The organism is Streptomyces sp. NBC_00829, assembly GCF_045161795.1.
Lineage (GTDB): Bacteria > Actinomycetota > Actinomycetes > Streptomycetales > Streptomycetaceae > Streptomyces.
In genome coordinates, this window is record NZ_CP108867.1 from 4153878 (window position 1) to 4173943 (window position 20066).

Annotated in this window: 20 protein-coding genes; 12 read left to right on the forward strand and 8 right to left on the reverse strand. The window is 70.1% G+C overall.

Annotation, left to right across the window (positions count from 1 at the left end; translation table 11 throughout):
- Positions 1-55: 55 nt before the first annotated feature.
- The 6 genes from OG293_RS18150 to OG293_RS18175 are packed head-to-tail and all read right to left on the reverse strand — an operon-like array spanning position 56 to position 2675.
- Positions 56-427 (reverse strand): hypothetical protein, encoded by a 372-nt coding sequence (locus OG293_RS18150; protein WP_405999830.1) that lies wholly within the window; start codon positions 425-427, stop codon positions 56-58.
- Positions 427-813, reverse strand: a complete 387-nt coding sequence (locus OG293_RS18155; protein ID WP_405999831.1) for an RRQRL motif-containing zinc-binding protein — start codon at positions 811-813, stop codon at positions 427-429. The genes OG293_RS18150 and OG293_RS18155 overlap by 1 nt, the downstream gene beginning before the upstream one ends.
- The gene (locus tag OG293_RS18160) at positions 813-1679 is read right to left on the reverse strand and encodes a DUF2637 domain-containing protein (RefSeq protein ID WP_405999832.1); all 867 of its coding nucleotides are present in this window, start codon (positions 1677-1679) and stop codon (positions 813-815) included. The genes OG293_RS18155 and OG293_RS18160 overlap by 1 nt, the downstream gene beginning before the upstream one ends.
- Entirely contained in the window at positions 1676-1960 is a 285-nt protein-coding gene (locus OG293_RS18165; RefSeq protein ID WP_405999833.1) for a DUF6303 family protein, read from the reverse strand. The genes OG293_RS18160 and OG293_RS18165 overlap by 4 nt, the downstream gene beginning before the upstream one ends.
- Positions 1957-2412 carry a Pycsar system effector family protein gene (locus OG293_RS18170; protein ID WP_405999834.1) on the reverse strand — a complete coding sequence of 152 codons (456 nt, stop codon included), beginning with the start codon at positions 2410-2412 and terminating at the stop codon, positions 1957-1959. Before OG293_RS18170 ends, OG293_RS18165 begins: the two co-directional genes overlap by 4 nt.
- Positions 2409-2675, reverse strand: coding sequence for a DUF6284 family protein (locus OG293_RS18175; protein WP_405999835.1), 267 nt, complete (start codon positions 2673-2675; stop codon positions 2409-2411). Before OG293_RS18175 ends, OG293_RS18170 begins: the two co-directional genes overlap by 4 nt.
- Before the next feature lie 448 nt (positions 2676-3123).
- Between OG293_RS18175 and OG293_RS18180 the strand changes: the two genes are divergently transcribed.
- The 11 genes from OG293_RS18180 (at position 3124) to OG293_RS18230 (ending at position 16329) form a co-directional block, all read left to right on the forward strand.
- A complete protein-coding gene (locus tag OG293_RS18180; protein WP_405999836.1) occupies positions 3124-3897 on the forward strand; it encodes a GntR family transcriptional regulator in 774 nt (257 codons plus the stop codon).
- Positions 3894-4454, forward strand: coding sequence for a GNAT family N-acetyltransferase (locus tag OG293_RS18185; RefSeq protein ID WP_405999837.1), 561 nt, complete (start codon positions 3894-3896; stop codon positions 4452-4454). Before OG293_RS18180 ends, OG293_RS18185 begins: the two co-directional genes overlap by 4 nt.
- A gap of 455 nt (positions 4455-4909) precedes the next feature.
- Complete coding sequence (locus OG293_RS18190; RefSeq protein WP_405999838.1) at positions 4910-5788, forward strand: arginase family protein; 879 nt, start codon at positions 4910-4912, stop codon at positions 5786-5788.
- A gap of 287 nt (positions 5789-6075) precedes the next feature.
- Positions 6076-6960: a DUF2797 domain-containing protein gene (locus tag OG293_RS18195; protein ID WP_405999839.1), complete on the forward strand. Its 885-nt coding sequence runs from the start codon at positions 6076-6078 to the stop codon at positions 6958-6960.
- Positions 6961-7095: 135 nt separating this feature from the next.
- Positions 7096-7986, forward strand: a complete 891-nt coding sequence (locus OG293_RS18200) for an amidohydrolase family protein (protein ID WP_405999840.1) — start codon at positions 7096-7098, stop codon at positions 7984-7986.
- Positions 7987-8054: 68 nt separating this feature from the next.
- Positions 8055-8792: a response regulator transcription factor gene (locus OG293_RS18205; protein ID WP_405999841.1), complete on the forward strand. Its 738-nt coding sequence runs from the start codon at positions 8055-8057 to the stop codon at positions 8790-8792.
- A complete protein-coding gene (locus tag OG293_RS18210) occupies positions 8792-10396 on the forward strand; it encodes a sensor histidine kinase (RefSeq protein WP_405999842.1) in 1605 nt (534 codons plus the stop codon). The genes OG293_RS18205 and OG293_RS18210 overlap by 1 nt, the downstream gene beginning before the upstream one ends.
- Before the next feature lie 25 nt (positions 10397-10421).
- Positions 10422-11741 carry a glycosyltransferase gene (locus OG293_RS18215; protein ID WP_405999843.1) on the forward strand — a complete coding sequence of 440 codons (1320 nt, stop codon included), beginning with the start codon at positions 10422-10424 and terminating at the stop codon, positions 11739-11741.
- Entirely contained in the window at positions 11738-13924 is a 2187-nt protein-coding gene (locus OG293_RS18220; protein WP_405999844.1) for an ArnT family glycosyltransferase, read from the forward strand. The genes OG293_RS18215 and OG293_RS18220 overlap by 4 nt, the downstream gene beginning before the upstream one ends.
- An 80-nt stretch (positions 13925-14004) precedes the next feature.
- The gene (locus OG293_RS18225; protein WP_406003633.1) at positions 14005-15510 is read left to right on the forward strand and encodes an MFS transporter; all 1506 of its coding nucleotides are present in this window, start codon (positions 14005-14007) and stop codon (positions 15508-15510) included.
- A gap of 36 nt (positions 15511-15546) precedes the next feature.
- Positions 15547-16329, forward strand: coding sequence for a TetR/AcrR family transcriptional regulator (locus OG293_RS18230; protein WP_405999845.1), 783 nt, complete (start codon positions 15547-15549; stop codon positions 16327-16329).
- A 483-nt stretch (positions 16330-16812) separates the two neighbouring features.
- Here OG293_RS18230 and OG293_RS18235 read toward each other — a convergent pair whose 3' ends face one another.
- A complete protein-coding gene (locus tag OG293_RS18235; RefSeq protein ID WP_405999846.1) occupies positions 16813-18027 on the reverse strand; it encodes a helix-turn-helix transcriptional regulator in 1215 nt (404 codons plus the stop codon).
- Between the two features lie 1111 nt (positions 18028-19138).
- Between OG293_RS18235 and OG293_RS18240 the strand changes: the two genes are divergently transcribed.
- Positions 19139-19336, forward strand: a complete 198-nt coding sequence (locus tag OG293_RS18240) for a DUF397 domain-containing protein (protein ID WP_405999847.1) — start codon at positions 19139-19141, stop codon at positions 19334-19336.
- A 248-nt stretch (positions 19337-19584) separates the two neighbouring features.
- Here the strand turns inward: OG293_RS18240 and OG293_RS18245 are convergent, their stop codons facing one another.
- A complete protein-coding gene (locus OG293_RS18245; RefSeq protein ID WP_405999848.1) occupies positions 19585-20055 on the reverse strand; it encodes a PPOX class F420-dependent oxidoreductase in 471 nt (156 codons plus the stop codon).
- Between the last annotated feature and the right edge of the window lie 11 nt (positions 20056-20066).

The following is a 20066-nucleotide window of genomic DNA, read 5'->3' on the forward strand; positions in this document are numbered from 1 at the left end:
TGGTCATACGGATGGATGGTGGGCCGCGGGGCAGGTGGGTCCGGGTGTGGGACCGTCAGCGGCCCTTGCGCATGTCCTGCCAGATGGAGCGCAGGACGAGCAGGCACACCGTCAGTGCCACCGCGGAGATAGCTACGGCCACGGCGGACACGGCGACGGTGAGCAGGAAGACCGAGCCACCGACTCCGATCCCGATCCACTTCCCGGCACTGCCCGACGACTGCGCGGCCGGGGCCCGCGGGGCGGACTGCGGTTGCTGAACGGCCTGCGCGGCCTGAACGGCCTGCGCGGCCTGAACGGCCTGCGCGGCCTGAACGGCGGTGAGCATGAGCGCGAACTGTTCGGACTGCTGGGCCGCTTGTACTGCGTCGGCCGATGCCTGCTCGATGGACGTCGGCAGGTTGTTCTCCATGAACTTCTCTCCCATCAGGCAGCGTGCTCGGACTGGGCGTCGGGGCAGGCGCACGGAGCGCACATGCCGAGCGAGGGCGGGATGACGTAACCGGCGTCGCGTCGGCACTCGGGGCAGATGCGGCGAGCACGCATCGCCTCGGCCAGCGCCGCCCGCTTGCCGGGCGTCATCGGACGGACCGGCTTGGCCCGGTCGATCCGGTACAGGTACGCGGTGAGCGGACCGCGCCGACGCCGCGGGCGCAGACACTGCGCCGCAACAGGCTGACCACCAGGCCGGAGCCCGGCGGCCCGCAGTTGCCTGCGGGTGGCGTAGCCATCCGGGGCACAGCGCCACGGAAAGGTGGGGATGCCATGCCGCTCCCCGGTCGGGTCGAAACAGGCACTGCGCGTGGTGGCCATCAGGCCACCGCCTCAGCAGTCCGCTCCGCGCGCAGCGTCTCGCGCAGGGTGCGGGCGTTCTTCGGCGACGTGTGGACCGCGAGGCGGATTCCTTCGGCCGTCAGCCTCTCCTCGGGCCACTCGGCCGTCACCGCGCGGGCTTCATCGAGCAGTTGGGCCGGGGTGCGTTTGGGTCGGGGTGATCGGGCGACCTGGGGCACGCGGCCGGTCGCCCTGCGCGGTCGGGTCGAATCGGCCGCTACCGCCCGACGCGGCTCGATCGGCGGGAAGGCGGCCGGTGCGGGCTTGTGCGGCAGGATCGGCTTCAGAAACCCGACCTGCACCGGGCGCGGCATCACCAACGGATTGGCAGCAACCGGCGTCGCGGTCGATTCCGCGAGGTCAACGGTAGACCGATTGATGATGGTCTCAGTCGATTCCTCCGCATTCCTGGTCGGGGCCGGTCGGTGGTGGAGAACCTTGGCGACCAGATCGGAGCCGAAGTAGATCGACCCGACCGGCAACGAAGTGGCGAGCAGGACCAGGGCCCAGTTCGCCGGATTCCAGTCGGCCAGATGTCCCCAGTCGACCGATCGGCCGTGCAGCGCCGGAACCAGACCATGCACGTAGTTCAGGACCAGCGAGGCGAGCGTGTACGTGGCGAGCACCCGCAGCGCGAACGCCCGGTCCCGGTCCGTCAGTACGAGCGTGGCCACCAGCGCCAGAGCCATCAGACCGTCCACCACGAACGGGTAGAGCATCGCGGCCGTGTGGTCGGCGCCGATCGCACGGGCCACGTCCCGCAGCGCGTTCCACGAGACGCGGAAGGCCATCCCGACCACGCCGACCAGGGCGAGAACGAGCAGGGTTTTAGCAGTGCGATTCATGGCGCCACCCCCGCCACCAAGCGCACGGTGACACTGGCGTACAGCCAGACCGTCGCGGAAGGGTCGTCGGGGGTGTCGCTGGTCTCGCACCACTGCCACGCGGCACCCGGCACGATCTCGTACCCCAGCGCGGCCAGCGCCTCATCCCGCTCGGCGAGCGTCGGCGCCGACGCGCCCGCAGGCCATACCAGCTGCGGCCACACGCCCCCGGTGTCCGGCAGGACCACATACAGATGCCAACCGCCGCAGTCAGCCAACTGCGCCCGGATCGTCCCGCTCACAGTGCACCCCCCACTGCGATCACGGCCGCGAGGATGAGCAGTCCACCGGCCGCGCAGGTCAGGTCGACCGCGTGCCGGAGCCGGGTGAACTTGGCGACCGCGATCTGGGACAGGTTCGCGATGTCCGCACCGCGCTCATCCTGCGCGAGCCGGGCCCGGATCTCGTCCGCGGTCAGCGTTGCCCAGAGCGGGAACCCCGCCACAGCCGTGCCGGACAGGTTGGGGCGGACCGCCCGCAGCAGCAGACCAGCAGCCGCAACCAGCAACGCCACACCCATGCCGCCGACCGCATAGGCGGCGGGCGGCAGGTGCGCGTCCTTCGCGACCGTCCACACACCGGCCAGCAGCGCGCCGATGAACGCCAGCAGCAGCGACGTCTTGCTGTCGGTCCGGGCGATCTCCGCCTTCACCTCAGCGTGCGCGGCCGTGAGGCTGGTCTCCAGCGCGCTCACGCTCCCACCCCCGGAACGAGCGCCGCGGCACGGTTCGAAAGCTCCCGGCGCGCGGCCAGCACCCGGCGGCGAGCCCTGCGGATACGCCGCACATCCACCTCAGTCGGCGTACGGTCAAGGACCATGATCTGCGCGTCCAACAGGTCGACGTCCGCCATGATGACGGGCATCTCCCGGTCGATCGCATCCAGCTCCGCGAACGTCGGCTCACGATCTAAAACGTCGGCGGTAACAACCGCCTGAACAGCAACGATGTGCTTCATGAGTCGTGGTCTCCCTAGCAGGTGAAGCGGCTCGCAGCGGCCCCGGTGTTCCAGCACTGGGGCCGCGCCGTTGAGGGGTGGGTTCAGACGGTGGCGATGATCAGGGCGGCGCCCAAGTACTTCGCTCACGCATCAGGGCTCCTCTCTGTTGATCCGATTGGGGTGTTGCACTGCAAGGGGGACCCAGTCCCCACCCTCCGGCCGTTGCTCGCGGTCACCGGGCCACCTCGCCAGTCGGGCCGAAGCCCTGTCCTCTGGCCTTTAGCGGGATTGCAGCGTCCCCGCCCTATGCATCAACGCATACGAAAGCAACTCAAGGGAATTGCTCCGCTTGCTCAACTTGTTGGTACAAGCTGACGCAGTGATACTGCACCCACGGACGGTGAGTCGTCAAGGGATTGGGGCCCACATGTACCAACAAGTTGAGCGAGTGAGTCATGATGGGGGCATGAGCAAGCAGCCGAAGTACCGGCAGGTGGCCGATGCCATGCGCCGAGAGATCGACAGCGGCACGTACGCGCCGGGCGCGCGGTTGCCGTCGGAGAGTGACCTGATGAAGCGCTTTGACGCTTCGAGGAACACCGTGCGAAACGGGCTGAGTCTCCTGGTCAGCCAGGGTCTCGTCTCGTCCAGCCAAGGGTTGGGCTACGAAGTCCGATCGCACGAGGTGTTCAAGCTCAACGCGTCCAGGTTCGAGAACCTGGACTTCCCGCAGAACGGCGACGCGTACCGCACGGACGTGACGAACGCGGGCCGCCGCCCGCATCAGACGTTCCGAGTCGAGATGACCCCGGCGTCTTCGGATGTCGCGGAGCGGCTGAAGGTTGAGGTGGGGTCCACCACGGTTCTGCGGTTCTGCCACCGGTACGTCGATGACGTGCCGTGGTCGACGCAGGCCACCTGGTACCCCGGGTGGCTCACAGGGCGGTCCCCACGACTCGCAGAGCCGGGCGACATCGAGGAGGGGACCACGCGGTATCTCGCGTCGCACGGGATCGAGCAGGTGGGCTACTTCGACGAGATTGCGGCGCGCATGCCGACTCCCGAAGAGGCACGCCTCTTGGAGATCGGTGCCGGGGTGCCCGTGCTGCTCTGGACGCGCACCGGCTACTCGGAGGATCAGCCGATCCGCTGCACGGTCACCACCTTCCGGGGCGACCTGAACCAGATGAACTACGAGATCGGCACCCTGTCCGGCCGGGGAGAGAACGAGCCTCAGTGAGAATCTGCTCAGCGCAACCGCACGACGTGGCCAAGCTGCTCGCCTTCCGGCAGGAGGCGGCAGCTTGGCTGTCTCGTCTCGGCACCGACCAGTGGCAGCGTCCCTATCCGGCTGACAAGCTGCTTGCCACGATCGAGGCGGGGGAAGTGTTCATGGTGCGTGACGGTGACGCCACGGCGGCCACGATCACGTTGACCCCGGAAGCTGAAGAGGGACTGTGGACCGCAGATGAGCTACGGGAACCCTCCCTGTTCATCAACAAGCTGACCGTGGCGCGGACGCACGCCGGTCAGGGCCTAGGCGGCCGACTGCTCGAATGGGCCGGCGACCGCGCCCATCGTGCGGGTGCCGATTGGCTTCGCCTGGACGCCTGGACGACGAACACCGGCTTGCAGACGTACTACCTGAGCCACGGATTCCGGCACGTCCGGACCGTTCGCCAGGGACTCGCCGTGAACGGCGGACCGAGGGTGTCAGGGTGGCTCGCACAGCGGGCAACGGAACCCGTAGCCCACGGATTCGCGGACGAAACCGCAGCTCCCGAACAGGTGGGCTGACATCAACCACTGACATCAACACCGGCGTACAACAACGCACAGCGGCGTACCGATGGCGCGTCCCCCGCGTCGCTCACCTCGTGCTGAACGAGGTCTCCACGTGATCCACCCGAGTGGCGCACACGCCTACGGATCAGAAGGTTGCAGGTTCGAATCCTGCCGAGTGCACACAGTTCAGAAGCCCCCCGGGATCATCCCGGGGGGCTTCTGGCATCCATGGGTGACATCAACTCCTTCTGGGCGGACTCGGGCGGCGGTCTGCGCCCCGGAGTCGCGCCCCGGAGTCCTGCGTCGGGGCGGAGCACCCCGCCGTGAAGGCAGCGACGCCCGCTCGACGTTTTGCCGCGCGGCAGTTCGCGGAATAGTCCTTGATGTCCTTGAGGCCATCGAACTTCGGGGTGGAACGATCGACGCCCCGTAAGAACTTCCGTGGCGTCAGGCAAGGGGAGTCCCGCGTGCGGAAGCCGGCGATCATCGAAGCGCCGTCCGTCCTCGGGCTGCGGCCGTCCGGGGTGCAGCAGTTGTCCCGGGTGCTTCTCGCGGCCGGGCTCGGTGAGCGGCTCGGGGCCCCGGTCGTCGCCCGCGTCGAGGCGCCGGCGTACGAAAGCGTGCGGGATCCGGTGACCGGGGTCCTCAATCCGGGTGGCATCGCGCGGTACTCCACCCAACTGGCCGACATCGTCGGACGCACCCTCGACCAAGGGCTGTTTCCCGTCGTGCTCGGTGGCGACTGCAGCATCCTCCTCGGCAATCTCCTCGCCCTGCGGCGGCGCGGGCGGCACGGGCTGCTGTTCCTCGACGGGCACAGCGACTTCTACCAGCCGGCCGCCGAGCCCGCCGGTGAGGTCGCGTCGATGGACCTCGCGCTGGCGACCGGGCGGGGGCCGCGGGTGCTCAGTGATCTCGAAGGGCTCGGTCCGCTCGTGCGGGACGAGGACGTCGTCGCGCTCGGGTTCCGGGACGGCGACGAGTCCGCCGCGGCCGGGATGCAGTCGCTCCCGCCCGCGCTGCACGCGGTCGACCTCGATGCCGTGCGAGCCGTGGGCGCCGCCGCTGCGGCACGGCAGGCGGTTGGACGGCTCGGTGAGTACTGGGTGCATCTCGATGTCGATGTCCTCGACGACACGGTCATGCCCGCGGTCGACTACCGCCTCCCCGGCGGGCTGAGCTGGGCAGAGCTGGAGAGTGTGCTGCGGATCGCGCTCGGGGACGAGCGGGCCGTCGGGTTCGATGTCACGATCTTCAATCCCCGCCTCGACCCCGACGGCAGCATTGCCGTCCGGCTCGTCGAGTGTCTGCGACGAGGGCTGTCGGCGCGGACCGGCGCCACCTGAGCCGCGCGCGAGCGCGGAGCGGACGAGGCGGAGCGGACGAGGCGGAGCCCGGCGGCGGGAGCGCGGCCCGGCGGCGGGAGCGCGGCGCGGCGCCGGGAGCGCGGGCGGGCGGCGACTGAACACCCGCGGCGCGGCTTCACGAGAGCGGACCGGCGGCGACTGAACACCCGCGGCGTGCCTCTGGGACCGGAGGGCCGGGCCCCCGCCAGCGAACAGCCGATCGAGCCGGCCGGTGCCCCTGTCCGTGCCCTCCGGTAACGTCCCCGTTTTCGGCCGGAGGTGTGTGGATGGCGTGGCGCTGTGAGGGACTCAGCTGGCCCCGGGGAACCCGGATTCCGTTGCTCGCGTGGGAAGGCGGGCGCGTCAGCCCGCTGACCGCCGGCAAGGAGCTGGGCTTCCGTGCCGAGGGTGAGCGCCGCTGTGTCGGTGCCCGGGGCAATGCCTGTGCCCTGACGGCCGTCGTGGTCGGGCGCACCACGCAGGCGCGGTGCCCCGAGTGCGCGCGGCTGGACCGGGCGCACTCGGTGGCCGCGGACACCATGGCGGACGACCCGAGAACGTACCGCGTGTATCTCGCCTGGTTCGGGCCCGCGATGGTCAAGGTCGGCATCACCGCCGAGGAGCGCGGGCCCGCGCGGCTGCTGGAGCAGGGGGCCGTCGTATTCAGCTGGCTCGGCCGCGGCCCGCTGATGGCCGCGCGGCGGACCGAGGAACTGCTGCGCGGCGCTCTGGGTGTGCCGGACCGGATTCGGTACGCCGACAAGCGGGCCGTGCGGGCAGCGCTGCCGGGGGCCGCGGAGCGGGTGGCCGAGATCGAGGAACTGCACCGGCGTGCCGTGGGGCTTTCCGGGTGGGCCGAGTCGCTGGAACGGATGGACTTCGAGGCCGTCGACCACACCGAGGTCTTCGGGCTCGACGGGCTGCCGGCCGCGGCCGGGGTCGTCCGTGAGCTCGTCGACGGCGGGACCGTCGCGGGGCAGGTGGTGGCCGCAGCCGGCCCCGATCTGCATCTGCGGACCGCGGGGTCCGGTCTCGTCGTCCTCGACACACGGCTGATGACCGGGTGGTCGCTCATCGGCGCCGACGCGGGGGAGGGCGTGACGGTTCCCCTCGTCGAGGTGGGTGCCGGCACCGGGCCCGGCCCGGGATCCGTTCAGGACGGGCTGTTCTGAGGCGCCTGTTCTGAGGCGTTCTGAGGCGCTGCTCCGAGGCGCTGCTCCGAGGCGCTGCGGTGAGGCGCTGCGGTGAGGTGAAGGTCAAGCAATGGATCCCCTCTGGATCCCTTACGGCAATGAGGAGTTACGGCTTTGAGCGGGCGTGAGGCGGCGGCGGTGCGGGCATTCCGGACGCGCCTCGGGCTGCCCGGGCTCGTCGATGTGCACACGCACTTCATGCCCGAGCGGGTCCTGAAGAAGGTGTGGGCCTACTTCGACGCCATCGGTCCGATGACCGGAGTGGAGTGGCCGATCACCTACCGGCACGAGGAGGAGCGACGCGTCGCGCTGCTGCGGGAGTTCGGGGTGCGCTCCTTCACCTCGATGCTCTATCCGCACAAGGCGGGCATGGCCGCCTGGCTCAACGGCTGGGCCGCCGGCTTCGCCGAGCGCACGCCCGGGTGCCTGCACACCGCGACCTTCTTCCCCGAGGAGGGCGCCGAGTCGTATGTGCGGCAGGAGGTCGAGCGCGGGGCGCGTGTGTTCAAGGCGCATCTCCAGGTCGGGGCGTACGACCCCAATGACGCGCTGCTCGATCCCGTGTGGGGGCTGCTGGCCGATGCCGGGATCCCGGTGGTCACGCACTGCGGGTCGGGTCCCCAGCCCGGCAGGCACACCGGCCCCGAGCCGATCGGGCGGCTGCTCGGGCGCCATCCGCGACTGCGTCTGATCGTCGCCCACATGGGGATGCCTGAGCACACCGACTTCCTCGATCTCGCGGCGTCGTACGACGGGGTCATGCTGGACACGACCATGGCGTTCACCGACTTCAGCGAGAGCATGAGCCCCTTCCCCGCGGGGGAGCGGGCCCGGCTGCTGGATCTGGCGGACCGGGTGCTGCTCGGGACCGACTTCCCGAACATCCCGTATCCGTACGTCCATCAACTCCACGCCCTGGAGCGGCTGGAGCTCGGGGACGAGTGGCTGCGGGCGGTCTGCCACGACAACGGCGCGCGGCTTTTCGGCCTGCCGGACAGCCCTTAGGGCCTTTCTCAGGGAATTCACAGGAAAGGCCAAGAGCCCTCTCAGTGCGCGGTCGCAGGGTGGGCAGCATGACCGCGACCTCGCCCCAGGGGCGTACCGAAATGCTCAGGCCGGACGGCAACCCCGTCCGGGTGCTCGTCGTGGACGACGAGGCGGCGCTGAGCGAGCTGCTGTCCATGGCCCTGCGCTACGAGGGCTGGGAGGTGCGCAGCGCCGGCGACGGTGCGGGTGCGATGTGCTCGGCGCGCGACTTCCGGCCGGACGCGGTGGTGCTCGATGTGATGCTCCCCGACATGGACGGGCTTGCCGTGCTGAGCCGGCTGCGGCGTGAACAGCCCGAGGTGCCGGTGCTGTTCCTCACCGCCCGGGACGCGGTCGAGGACCGGATCGCGGGGCTGACGGCCGGCGGCGACGACTATGTCACCAAGCCCTTTTCGCTGGAGGAGGTCGTGGCCAGGCTGCGGGGGCTGATCCGCCGTTCGGGAGCCGCGACCGTACGCAGCGAGTCCCTGCTGGCAGTCGGCGATCTGACCCTCGACGAGGACAGCCACGAGGTCAGCCGGGCAGGGCAGTCGATCCATCTGACGGCTACCGAGTTCGAGCTGCTGCGCTTTCTGATGCGCAATCCGCGTCGGGTGCTCAGCAAGGCGCAGATCCTCGACCGGGTGTGGTCCTACGACTTCGGCGGCCAGGCCAACGTCGTCGAGCTCTATGTCTCGTATCTGCGCAAGAAGATCGACGCCGGGCGGACGCCGATGATCCACACGCGGCGCGGGGCCGGCTATCTGATCAAGCCCGGTGAGTAGTGCGTAGTGCGTGGGGGCGCCGGCGCAGATGGTCGCTGCGGACCCGGCTCGTGGTCTCGGCGGTGGCACTGATCGCGGTGGTGGCGGCGGTGATCGGGACGGTCACGACGATCGCCTACCGCAGCTATCTGTACGAGCAGATGGACAGCCAGGTCGAGGCGATCGGCCTCCGTGCCGCCGGACCGCCCGGTGCCCCCGAGCCGCACCCGCCCGGCGGCCTGCCCGACCGGGATCCGCTCGGCTTCGTCCTCCTCGGTGGTACGCCCGTGGGCACCGTCGGCGCGGCGCTCGACAGAAGCGGGACTGTCGTCGATGCCGTGGTGAGCACCGAGCATGCCTCCGCGGATGCGGGGCCGCGCGGCATCCCGCTGACCGAGGCGCAGTCGAAGGCTCTGGCCGAGGTCCCCCGCGACGACCGTCCGCACACCCTGGAGGTGCCGGGGCGCGGGGACTACCGGGTCTCCTATGCCACCGGTTCGCGCGGCTCCTACCTCGTCGGGGTGCCGATGAGCGATGTCGAGGACGCGCTGGGCACGCTGGTCCTGGTCGAGGTGTCCGTCACGGGCGCCGGACTGATCGCCGCGGGGATCGCGGGAGCCGCGCTGGTCGGCTTCGCGCTGCTGCCGTTGCGGCGGGTCGCCGCGACCGCCACCCGGGTCTCCGAACTGCCGCTGCACAGCGGTGAGGTGGCGCTCCACGAGCGGGTCCCGGACGCCGAGGCCGATCCGCGGACCGAGGTCGGGCAGGTCGGTGCGGCGCTCAACCGGATGCTGGGGCACGTCGGTTCGGCGCTGACGGCGCGGCAGGAGAGCGAGACGCGGGTGCGGCAGTTCGTCGCCGACGCCAGTCATGAGCTGCGGACGCCGCTGGCGTCGATCCGCGGATACGCGGAGCTGACCCGGCGCGGCGGGGAACACGTCGGCGAGGACACCCGGCACTCCCTGGGGCGGATCGAGGCGGAGGCGACCCGGATGACGGGCCTGGTGGAGGATCTGCTGCTGCTGGCCCGGCTGGACGCCGGACGCCCGCTCTCGTACGAGAGCACTGATCTCTCGCCGCTGGTCGTGGACGCGATGAGCGACGCGCGGGCGGCGGGCCAGGACCACACCTGGCGGCTCGAACTGCCCGGCGAGCCCGTGAAGGTGCACGCCGACGGTGCCCGGCTCCAACAGGTGCTGGTCAATCTGCTGGCGAACGCCCGTACCCACACACCGTCCGGCACGACGGTCACCGCGCGCCTGTCGTGCGCCGCGGGGACGGTGGTCCTGGAGGTCGAGGACGACGGGCCCGGCATTCCACCCGAGCTGATGCCGTACATCTTCGAACGGTTCGCGCGCGGTGACGCGTCCAGGTCGCGGCATGCCGGATCCACCGGGCTCGGCCTGGCGATCGTGCAGGCGGTGGTCTGTGCGCACGGCGGCACAGTGGATGTGACCTCCGCGCCCGGGCGCACGGTCTTCGCCGTGCGGCTTCCCGCGCGGGCAGCCGAAGGGCCGGACACATACGACTCGGCGTCCGGCTCGGCGTCCGGCTCCGTTTCCCGTTCCGTTTCCCGTTCCGCGTACGACTCACAGGCAGGGCACAGGCACAGCACACAGCCGTGACAGCGCGCCCGCCGAGTGTCGTGTCATGCGAACCGACACCCCAAGGGGGACTCTTCCGGCCCGCGAGCATCTGCTCGCCGATACGGCCGGACTGCCCGTACTCGACGTGGTGCTCCCGGTCTACAACGAGGAGGACGACCTCGAACGGTGTGTGCGCCGGCTGCACGACCACCTCGTGCGGACCTTCCCGTACGGCTTCCGGATCACCGTCGCCGACAACGCGAGCACCGACGGCACGCCCCAGGTGGCGGCCCGGCTCGCCCGCTCGATCCCCGAGGTCGAGGCCCACCGGCTGGAGGAGAAGGGGCGCGGCCGGGCGCTGCGTGCCGTGTGGTCGTACTCCGACGCCCCCGTCCTCGCGTACATGGACGTGGATCTGTCCACCGACCTCAACGCCCTGCTGCCGCTGGTCGCACCGCTGATCTCGGGCCACTCGGACCTGGCGATCGGATCCCGGCTGGCGCGTTCGTCGCGGGTGGTGCGCGGCCCGAAGCGGGAGTTCATCTCGCGCTCCTACAACCTGATCCTCAAGTCCTCGCTGGCGGCCAGGTTCTCCGACGCGCAGTGCGGCTTCAAGGCGATACGGCGTGAGGTCGCCGAGCGCCTGCTCCCGATGGTCGAGGACACCGGCTGGTTCTTCGACACCGAGCTGCTGGTGCTGGCCGAGCGCGCCGGTCTGCGGATCCATGAGGTGCCGGTGGACTGGGTCGACGACCCGGACTCGACGGTGCACATCGTCAGCACGGCGACGGAGGACCTCAAGGGCGTCTGGCGGGTCGGGCGGGCGCTGGCCGTGGGCGCGCTGCCGCTGGACCGTCTCGCGCGGCCCTTCGGCGACGATCCGCGGGACGGAGCTCTGACGGGGGTGCCGGGCGGCCTCGCCCGGCAGCTGGTCGGATTCTGCGTGGTCGGCGCGCTCTCCACGCTGCTGTATCTGCTGCTCTATTCGCTCTTCCGGGCGGGCGCCGGGCCTCAAGTGGCCAACGCGGGGGCGCTGCTGGTGTCCGCGGTCGCGAACACGGCGGCGAACCGGCGGCTCACCTTCGGCGTACGGGGCCGGGAGCGCGCCCTACGCCACCAGGCGCAGGGTCTGGTCGTGTTCGGCATCGGTCTCGCGCTGACGAGCGGCTCGCTCGCGGCCCTGGCCGCCGCGGCCGGGAACCCCTCCCACGGCACCGAGCTAGCGGTCCTGGTCGCGGCGAACCTGGCGGCGACCGTGCTGCGGTTCCTGCTCTTGCGGGCCTGGGTCTTCCCGGACCGGCGCGACGCGCCGGGTGACGAAGGCCCCGGGCTGCCCTCCGCCCCCGCTTCCGAATTCCCGTACAGCGTAAGGAACTCACGATGACGACGACGTATCCGCACGGCGGGCGCGTGACGGACGCGCCGGCGGCCGGTCGCAGCCGCGCCCGCTCCGGGGGCGGGCGGATGGCCCGGACCTGGCGCGGCCGTGCCTCGGACGCACCCTGGGTGCGCCCCGCCTTCCTCGCCCTCCTGCTGGCCACCGCGCTGCTCTACCTCTTCGACCTGAGCGCGTCCGGCTACGCCAACTCCTTCTACTCCGCGGCCGTCCAGGCGGGCAGCGAGAGCTGGAAGGCCTTCTTCTTCGGCTCGTCCGACGCCGCGAACTCCATCACCGTCGACAAGCCTCCGGCCGGGCTCTGGCCGATGGCCCTGTCGGTGCGGCTCTTCGGGCTCGGCTCCTGGCAGATCCTCGTCCCCGAGGTGCTCATGGGGGTCGCGACGGTGGGGGTGGTGTACGGCGCCGTGCGCCGGCGCTTCAGTCCCGCCGCCGGTCTGATCGCCGGTGCGGTGCTGGCGGTGACGCCCGTCGCCGCGCTGATGTTCCGCTTCAACAACCCGGACGCGCTGCTCACGCTGCTGATGACCGTGACCGTCTACTGCGTGCTGCGCGCACTCGAAGGCGCGCGGACGAAGTGGCTTCTGTGGGCGGGGGCGGCGGTCGGACTCGCCTTCCTGACCAAGACCCTCCAGGCGTTTGTGATCCTGCCGCCGCTGGCCCTGGTGTACGCGGTGTGCGCGCCGACGAGCCTGCGGCGGCGGCTCGGCCAACTCGCTCTCGCCGCCGTGGCGATGGTCGTGGCGGCCGGATGGTGGGTGGCGATCGTCGAGCTGTGGCCCGCGTCCTCCCGTCCCTACATCGGAGGCTCTCAGAGCAACAGCTTCCTGGAGCTGACCTTCGGCTACAACGGGCTCGGCCGGATCAGCGGCAATGAGACAGGCAGCGTCGGCGGCGGTGGCGGTGGCGGAGGCCGCGGTGGCGGCGGCTGGGGCGAGACCGGCGTCGACCGGATGTTCGGCGAGACCATCGGCGGCCAGATCGGCTGGTTGCTGCCGGCCGCGCTGCTGCTGCTCGTCGCAGGTCTCGTCGTGACCTGGCGCGCCGGCCGCACGGACACCGCACGGGCCGGGTTCCTCGTCTGGGGCGGCTCGCTGCTGATGACCGCGGGGATCTTCAGTTTCATGGCCGGGATCTTCCACGAGTACTACACGGTGGCGCTGGCGCCGTACATCGCCGCGCTCGTGGGCATGGGTGCCACGGTGCTGTGGGAGGAGCGGCGTTCGTTCCCCGCGGCGGCGGCGCTGGGCGGCTCGGTCGCGGTGACGGCCTACTGGTCGTACACGCTGCTCGGCCGGAGCGCGGACTATCTGCCGTGGCTGCGGTGGGCCGTGCTGACCGGCTCTCTCGTGGCGGCGGCCGGGCTGATGCTCGCGGGCAGGGCCGGGCGTCGACTGGCGCTGGGCGCGGCGGGCCTGGGGCTGGCGGTCTCGCTGGCCGGGCCCGTGGCGTACTCCCTCACCACGGTGAACGAGGGGCACGCGGGGTCGATCGTGACGGCGGGACCGGCGTCGATGCGCGGTGGTCCTGGCGGAGGCGGGCCCCGGGGAGGCGGCCGGATGATGCAGCCGGGGCAGCCGGGGCAGCAGGGGCAGCAGGGGCAGCCGGGTCAGCCGGGCGGACCGGGCGGCGGCATGGGACTGCCTCCGGGCGCCGGTCAGATGGGCGGCGGCCAGGGCCCGGCCGGTCAGGGCGCGCAGGGGCAGCCGCCCGGAGGCGGCGCGGTGGGCTTCCCGGCGCAGGGAGCCCAGGGCGGCCGGAACGGTGAGCGTGGCACAGGCGGTGGCGGTATGGGCGGTCTCCTCAACGGCGCGAGCGTCAGCGCCGAGGCCGAGGCGAAGCTCAAGCGGAACGCCGACCGGTACACCTGGGCCGCGGCGGCCATCGGCTCCCAGAACGCGGCCAGTTACCAGCTCGCCACCGAGAGGCCGGTGATGGCGATCGGCGGCTTCAACGGCAGTGACCCGTCCCCGACCCTTGCGCAGTTCAAGCGGTACGTCGCCGACGGGAAGATCCACTACTTCATCGCGGGAGGTGGCACGGCCGGTGGCATGGGCGGTGGTCCGGGCGGCAACGGTGGCAGCTCCGCGATCACCTCGTGGGTCGAGTCCACCTTCACCGAGCTCACTTTGGGAGGCACGACGCTCTACGACCTGACCGACGAGAAATAGCCTGTACGGCGTAGAGGGATTCCTTGTACGGTGTACGACACCCAGTCCCGTACACCGTACAAGGAATGCGCATGATGGCAATGGCCGCCGGAACAACCCCGGCCCCCGCCCCCACGGGCCATCCGCAGCGCTGGCTGATCCTCGGCGTCATCTGCCTCGCCCAGCTCACCGTGCTGCTCGACAACACCGTCCTCGGCGTGGCGATCCCCTCCCTCACCCGGGAGCTCGACGCCACCACCTCGGACATCCAGTGGATGATCAACGCGTACTCGCTGGTGCAGTCGGGCCTGCTGCTCACCGCGGGCAACGCCTCCGACCGCTACGGCCGCAAGAAGATGCTGGTCGCCGGACTCGCCCTCTTCGGCGCCGGCTCGCTCGCCGCCGGACTCGCCCAGTCCTCCGCCCAGCTGATCGCCGCCCGCGCGGGCATGGGCGTCGGCGGCGCGCTGCTGATGACGACGACCCTCGCCGTCGTCGTCCAGATCTTCGACGACGGCGAACGGGTCAAGGCCATCGGTCTCTGGTCCACCGTCAACTCCCTCGGCTTCGCCGCCGGTCCGCTGATCGGCGGCGTCATGCTCGACCACTTCTGGTGGGGTGCGATCTTCCTGGTCAACATTCCGGTGGCGGCGATCGGGCTGGTCGCGGTCGTGGCCCTCGTACCGGAGTCGAAGAACCCGCAGGGCGACCGGCCCGACCTGCCGGGCGCGCTGCTCTCCACGGTCGGTATGACGGCCGTCGTGTACGCGATCATCTCCGGGCCCGGCCACGGCTGGACATCGGCGCAGGTCCTGGGCTCGGCGACGGTCGGTGCACTCGTCCTCGGCGTCTTCGTCCTGTGGGAGCTGCGGATCCCCTACCCGATGCTGGACATGCACTTCTTCCGCAACCAGCGCTTCATCGGGGCGGTCGCGGGCGCGATCCTCGTCGCCTTCGGCATGGGCGGCTCGCTCTTCCTGCTCACCCAGCACCTCCAATTCGTCCTGGAGTACGGGCCGCTGGACGCGGGCCTTCGGACGGCACCCCTGGCGATCACCGTCATCGCGCTCAACCTCACCGGCGTGGGCGCGCGGCTGCTGCCCAGGATCGGTACGCCCGGCACCATCGCCGCCGGGATGGCACTGGTGGCCGCCGGTCTTGCCGCGATCGCCGTCCTCGGCGGACGGCACGGGTACGGGGGGATGCTGCTCGGGCTCGTCGTGATGGGCGCGGGTGTCGCGCTGTCCATGCCCGCGATGGCCAACGCGATCATGAGTGCCATACCGCCGGAGAAGGCGGGCGTCGGAGCGGGCGTGAACGGCACGCTCGCCGAGTTCGGCAACGGCCTCGGGGTCGCCGTCCTGGGCGCCGTGCTGAACTCGCGCTTCGCCGCGCTCGTACCCACGGTCGTCGGCGCGGCCTCGCTCCCCGCGGCACTGGCGGCGGCGGACGGCCCGGCCGAACGTGAGCGGATCTCCGACGCCTTCGCCTCCGGCCTGCAGACGAGCCAGCTGGTCGGCGCGGTGGCGGTACTGGCCGGAGGGCTGCTGGCCGCGATGCTGCTGCGGCGGGCGGAGCGTGCAGACTCACCCCGTCCAGCGGCATAGCATCGGAAGCGGGGGCGAGGCGAGGAGGAATGCGCGATGGTGAGTGCGGCCGACCGCGCGAAAGGTCCCGCGAGGACCAGCGTGTGGCTGGAAGGCAGAGCGGACCGGGACCGCGATCGGGACCGGAGCCGCAAGTCGGGCCAGCCGGCCGGTCTGGACCGCGCCAGAATCATCGAGGCGACGGTCCGGCTGCTCGACGCCGAGGGCGCGGCGAAGTTCTCGATGCGCCGCCTGGCCGCGGAGCTGAACGTCACCGCGATGTCGGTCTACTGGTACGTGGACACCAAGGACGACCTGCTGGAACTGGCGCTCGACGAGGTGTTCGGCACGGTCACGCTGCCGGACGTGAGCCCGGATACGGACTGGCGCGACCAGCTGCGCGAACTGGCCGCTGTTTACCGGACGTTGCTGGTCCGCCACCCGTGGGTGTCGCCCCTGATCGGTACGTTCCTGAACATCGGCCCGCATTCGATGACGTTCTCCCAGGCGGCCCAGCAGATCCTGCGCAACACCGGCCTGCCGCCGGGGGGCCAGATGGGCGGTCTGGCGGCGGTGTCCCAGTTCGTGTACGGCTTCGGCACGATCGAGGGCCATTTCGTGCAGCGGTGTGCGACGGCGGGGATGAGCCAGGACGAGTACTTCCACGAGGCGATGGGCTCGATCAGTGAGCGGGAGGACCTCAGGAAGAGCTTCGAGAACGCGTCGCAGCTGATGGAGGCGAGGGGCGGGGACACGGTGGCGGAGATGAGGGAGAGGGACTTCGAGTTCGCGCTGGAGCTGCTGGTGGCGGGCATCGAAGCGATGGTTGCTCGCGGGTAGGGGGGTGGTGCGGGCTTTCCGGGTTCGGGCGTGCCCGGTGGCGTGGGGTGCGGGCTTTCCGGGTTTGGGTTCGGGGGTACCCGGTGGCGTGGGGTGCGGGTTCCGGGGTCCCCTCCGGGTCGACTCCTCGGCGTCGGCGGCCAACGGGCCGTCCGCATTGATCACCCGGCGTCCGCCGCCGATCGCCTGCGGGGACGACCCTGCACGGACCCTCCCCGGCGTGACGGCTCCGTGTGCGGGCGGCCGGGTTTGTCTCTGAACCCACCCGCCGGGGTGCAACCACCAACGGTCCCTGGCCCAGGGTGACTACGATCTCGGTGCGACGACTGGGCGCGGCTTGTGGCTGATACCTTCCAGCGCTACCCGTCCGGCGCTATGGCGAAGGTAGGCGGCACGGGGCTGGCCACCCCGTGTTCTGATCAGACAGACAGACCCCCATCTCAACCCTTGCGGGGTTGAGATGGGGGGTCCTCATGGCCCCTCTCATGCTCCGATCGCCTTTAAACCCTCGTATGCCTCGCGTAGGTCGGGCGCCTCCGGCAGCTCTCTGGCCTCAACCACGTTGACCACTTCCAGCGCTCGCCAATGATTGGACGGCACTACCCTGCCGCTCAGTATGGCTTTCTGGACGGAATCACAGGCTTCGTCAAGGCGGTTGCCCACGAGGAGAACTAGCGCCAAATCGATGTTGGCGGAGGCCACTCGACGGGGCCATTTGCTGACGTCGTCGGAGGGACTCAGACGCTTCATGACCTCACGCGCGTACGGCTCCGCGGCAGCGTCGCCCAACCATGCGAGGGTTGTTGCTGTGTAGGCGAGCGATTTTGCGGGGTCGTACTGGTAATGGTGCTCTGTCGGGCGCTCTGAGATACCCAGCGTGGCGGCCATTTCCTGGACTCGGTCGATAGCCGCGTATGTCTCTTTCGCTTCGCCGAGCCTCGCGCGTGCGCGCCCTTCCTGGGCGGTGGCCTGAATCTGGGCCGATGTTCCCACGGGTGCGATGTCCTGAGCGGCTAGGGACAGTTCAAGCGCGCGTACATAGTCGCCATTCGTCAGCACGCGCCACGCGTCGGTTTCGTAGCACCATGCTTCGATTTCCGGGTGTTCCGCTTGCCGCGCGAGCGTCACCGCGGCTTGCAGTCTGGTCGTTGCTGCGTGCTCCTGCTTGAGGTCGATATGCAGTGTTGCACCAAACAGGGACAGCCAACCCCCGACGACCAGCAAGCGCCGATGTTCCGAAAGCGTCTTGCGCGCGTCAAGTAGGTGTACGACATAGGCGGAGTGCTGTCGTACGCGCTCCAGTAGTTCGGCCGGAGGAGTGACCGGGTAAGCACTCGCCAACTCATCAAAGGTTCGCTCTAGACGCGTGAGTGTTTCCGGTCCAACGTCGCTTGCCTGCACACGTCGAGCCAATTCCCAAGCGGCCACCTCATCATCGTTGGCCGGCTGAGTCGGGGTTGTCCAACTGGGCGTCGCAGCAACGGGCAGAGTGTCCGCCTCCAGCAATTCGTCCAGTTCTCTGGACGTGAGCCGCAAGAGCTTTGCCATCTTCGGCCGTTGATGCGGCTGGGGATCTACCTCCCCGCGTTCCCAGCGTTGCACCGTGGTGCGGTCGACGCTCAGGGCGTCCGCGAACTGTTCCTGTGTGTACCCGCTCGCCTTCCGGCGCTGCGCTAGACGCTGCCGCTTACGTGCCATGCCCGTACTCCGTCCGGGATGCCGTCTCCGCTGGTCAGGGTACCGCGTGCAGCCAACATGCCGCCTAAATGCGGCACTTCTGCCGTGGTGCAGCCTCATGCAGCGCGGCAACGTGGCCAGACGTAAGGACCCTGGCGAGGCGGCTAGACCTCCCAGGGCGTGGACCACCTGAGAGAGCAGGCAGTCATAAACTTTGTAACACGTCTACTCGGATGGGTGACAGTCGCCCTCTGGGGGCGCCGTACGCCCGGCAGGCACAGCCGACCCGCAGCGCATCCTGTGGCGCCCCATGCGCCCGCCCAGCTCACTCCGTCCGTATGCGGCGCCCGACTGGTCGCAGCCCGCAGGCTTCGGGCGAGGCGCGCTCCACGCGTGCCGCTCCTGCCGGAGCCTCGCGCGCAGTGGTACCCGCCCGCGCTCTGGGAACGCCCCATGACCCTGGTCCGGCCCTACCTGTTGTGTCACCTGGGCGAGGAATGGCGCCATGCGCCAACCGGAAAGGGCGCGTGATCACGTGACCACCATGACGATCGCTGTCTATCGGGTCAATTCTCAGACAGGCGCCCGGACGGAAGTACAGGACAAGGTGACGCACCTGTGCCCTCCCGGAAATCCGTCCGATATGGGATTCGGATTCCCGCCCTGCGAATGCCCGCCGTGCAAGGCAAAGCGACAGGCCCAGGGGGAATCGTGCCGCGTTCTGTAATGCGTTTCGTCAATCACACCATCCGGCACATGCCGGAAGGCGGAGTCACGTACGAGGCGTTCTGCATTGCGCCCCACTGTGGCGAGGATTCCGGCCCTCAGGACGAGCAGGAAGCGGCACAGGACTGGTGCCTGCCATACCGGCAGCACTGGGCATGACATGTTCCGCCGTGTCGTGACCGACCATGCGCGCGTGACGCGCGACCGGTAGGCGCCCAGGCGCCCCAGAAAGACCAGCAGGAAACGCAGCCGAATCCGCGTAAGGCCGCAACGAATGCCCCCGTACCGGCCGCCCCCGTCCGGTACGGGTCAGCGCCCCCAACTGTCCCTTGTCGGCGAGCAGTTGGGGGCGCACTCAATACGGCGCGGGGACCGATTCCCCGCACTCAGAGGGAAGGGAAGCGCGATGGACGCACCCGATTTCGAGTTCTTCGGCACGCAGGCTTGCCGTGATGCGCGCGTCAACAACTGCCCGCAGGTGGCAAGGAACGTGCCGGGCGTAGTGGCGTTGCGGGACTCTGAGCGGCCGGACATCATCGTCACGATGTCCGAAGTCGGATGGGCGAGCCTCGCCGCAGCCATCCGTGCCGGAGAGTTCGACTAAGCGCCTGAGAGTAGGACGCATGGAGGAGTGCCCCCGCTGTGGCACAGGGTGTCCCGTGGACTCAGAGAACGGGTTGCCCTGGTGCATGCAGTGCGGGGCATTCTTCGCGCTCTCGGAGCCTGCCTGCCGGGGCCTGTGGTGGCGGCGCAACGCTGCCACCCGCGCACCTGTCCAGCCGCGGGAGCATTGACGGGCCCCGGTTTCGGGAGGGGGCGGGCTCGGGGAACAACACCCGCACCCCCGGACCCTCACGGCTTCGGCGACCGTCCCGCCGGGAACCCGCCCTTCGCCACCGGCCCCCATCTCCCCACCGTCACGCGGATGATCGACTTCCCCTGTTTCACCATCGCCTCCCGGTACTCCGCCCAGTCCGGATGCTCCCCCGCGATGTTCCGGTAGTACTCCACCAGCGGTTCCACCGAGTCCGGCGCGTCGATCACCTCCGCCGTGCCGTCGATCTGGACCCATGGGCCGTCCCAGTCGTCCGACAGGACGATCACGCTGACCTGCGGGTTCCGGCGCGCGTTGCGGGTCTTGGCGCGTTCGGGGTAGGTCGAGATCACCAGACGGCCCGAGTCGTCGACCCCGCACGTGAGCGGGGAGCCCTGGGGCGTGCCGTCCGCGCGGGTGGTGAGCAGGATCGCCCGGTGCCTCGGGCGTACGAACTCCAGCAACTCGTCCAGTTCCACCGCAGTGTTGGTGGCGATGTTGGGTGCCATGCGCCGCAGCC

Coding starts and splice junctions, on each gene's coding strand:
- OG293_RS18180 (WP_405999836.1), top strand. CDS start 3,124: ATGAGCAAGCAGCCGAAGTACCGGCAGGTGGCCGATGCCATGCGCCGA.
- OG293_RS18240 (WP_405999847.1), top strand. CDS start 19,139: ATGGACGCACCCGATTTCGAGTTCTTCGGCACGCAGGCTTGCCGTGAT.
- OG293_RS18220 (WP_405999844.1), top strand. CDS start 11,738: ATGACGACGACGTATCCGCACGGCGGGCGCGTGACGGACGCGCCGGCG.
- OG293_RS18150 (WP_405999830.1), bottom strand. CDS start 427: ATGGGAGAGAAGTTCATGGAGAACAACCTGCCGACGTCCATCGAGCAG.
- OG293_RS18195 (WP_405999839.1), top strand. CDS start 6,076: ATGGCGTGGCGCTGTGAGGGACTCAGCTGGCCCCGGGGAACCCGGATT.
- OG293_RS18175 (WP_405999835.1), bottom strand. CDS start 2,675: ATGAAGCACATCGTTGCTGTTCAGGCGGTTGTTACCGCCGACGTTTTA.
- OG293_RS18205 (WP_405999841.1), top strand. CDS start 8,055: ATGACCGCGACCTCGCCCCAGGGGCGTACCGAAATGCTCAGGCCGGAC.
- OG293_RS18245 (WP_405999848.1), bottom strand. CDS start 20,055: ATGGCACCCAACATCGCCACCAACACTGCGGTGGAACTGGACGAGTTG.
- OG293_RS18155 (WP_405999831.1), bottom strand. CDS start 813: ATGGCCACCACGCGCAGTGCCTGTTTCGACCCGACCGGGGAGCGGCAT.
- OG293_RS18230 (WP_405999845.1), top strand. CDS start 15,547: ATGGTGAGTGCGGCCGACCGCGCGAAAGGTCCCGCGAGGACCAGCGTG.
- OG293_RS18225 (WP_406003633.1), top strand. CDS start 14,005: ATGGCCGCCGGAACAACCCCGGCCCCCGCCCCCACGGGCCATCCGCAG.
- OG293_RS18160 (WP_405999832.1), bottom strand. CDS start 1,679: ATGAATCGCACTGCTAAAACCCTGCTCGTTCTCGCCCTGGTCGGCGTG.
- OG293_RS18235 (WP_405999846.1), bottom strand. CDS start 18,027: ATGGCACGTAAGCGGCAGCGTCTAGCGCAGCGCCGGAAGGCGAGCGGG.
- OG293_RS18215 (WP_405999843.1), top strand. CDS start 10,422: ATGCGAACCGACACCCCAAGGGGGACTCTTCCGGCCCGCGAGCATCTG.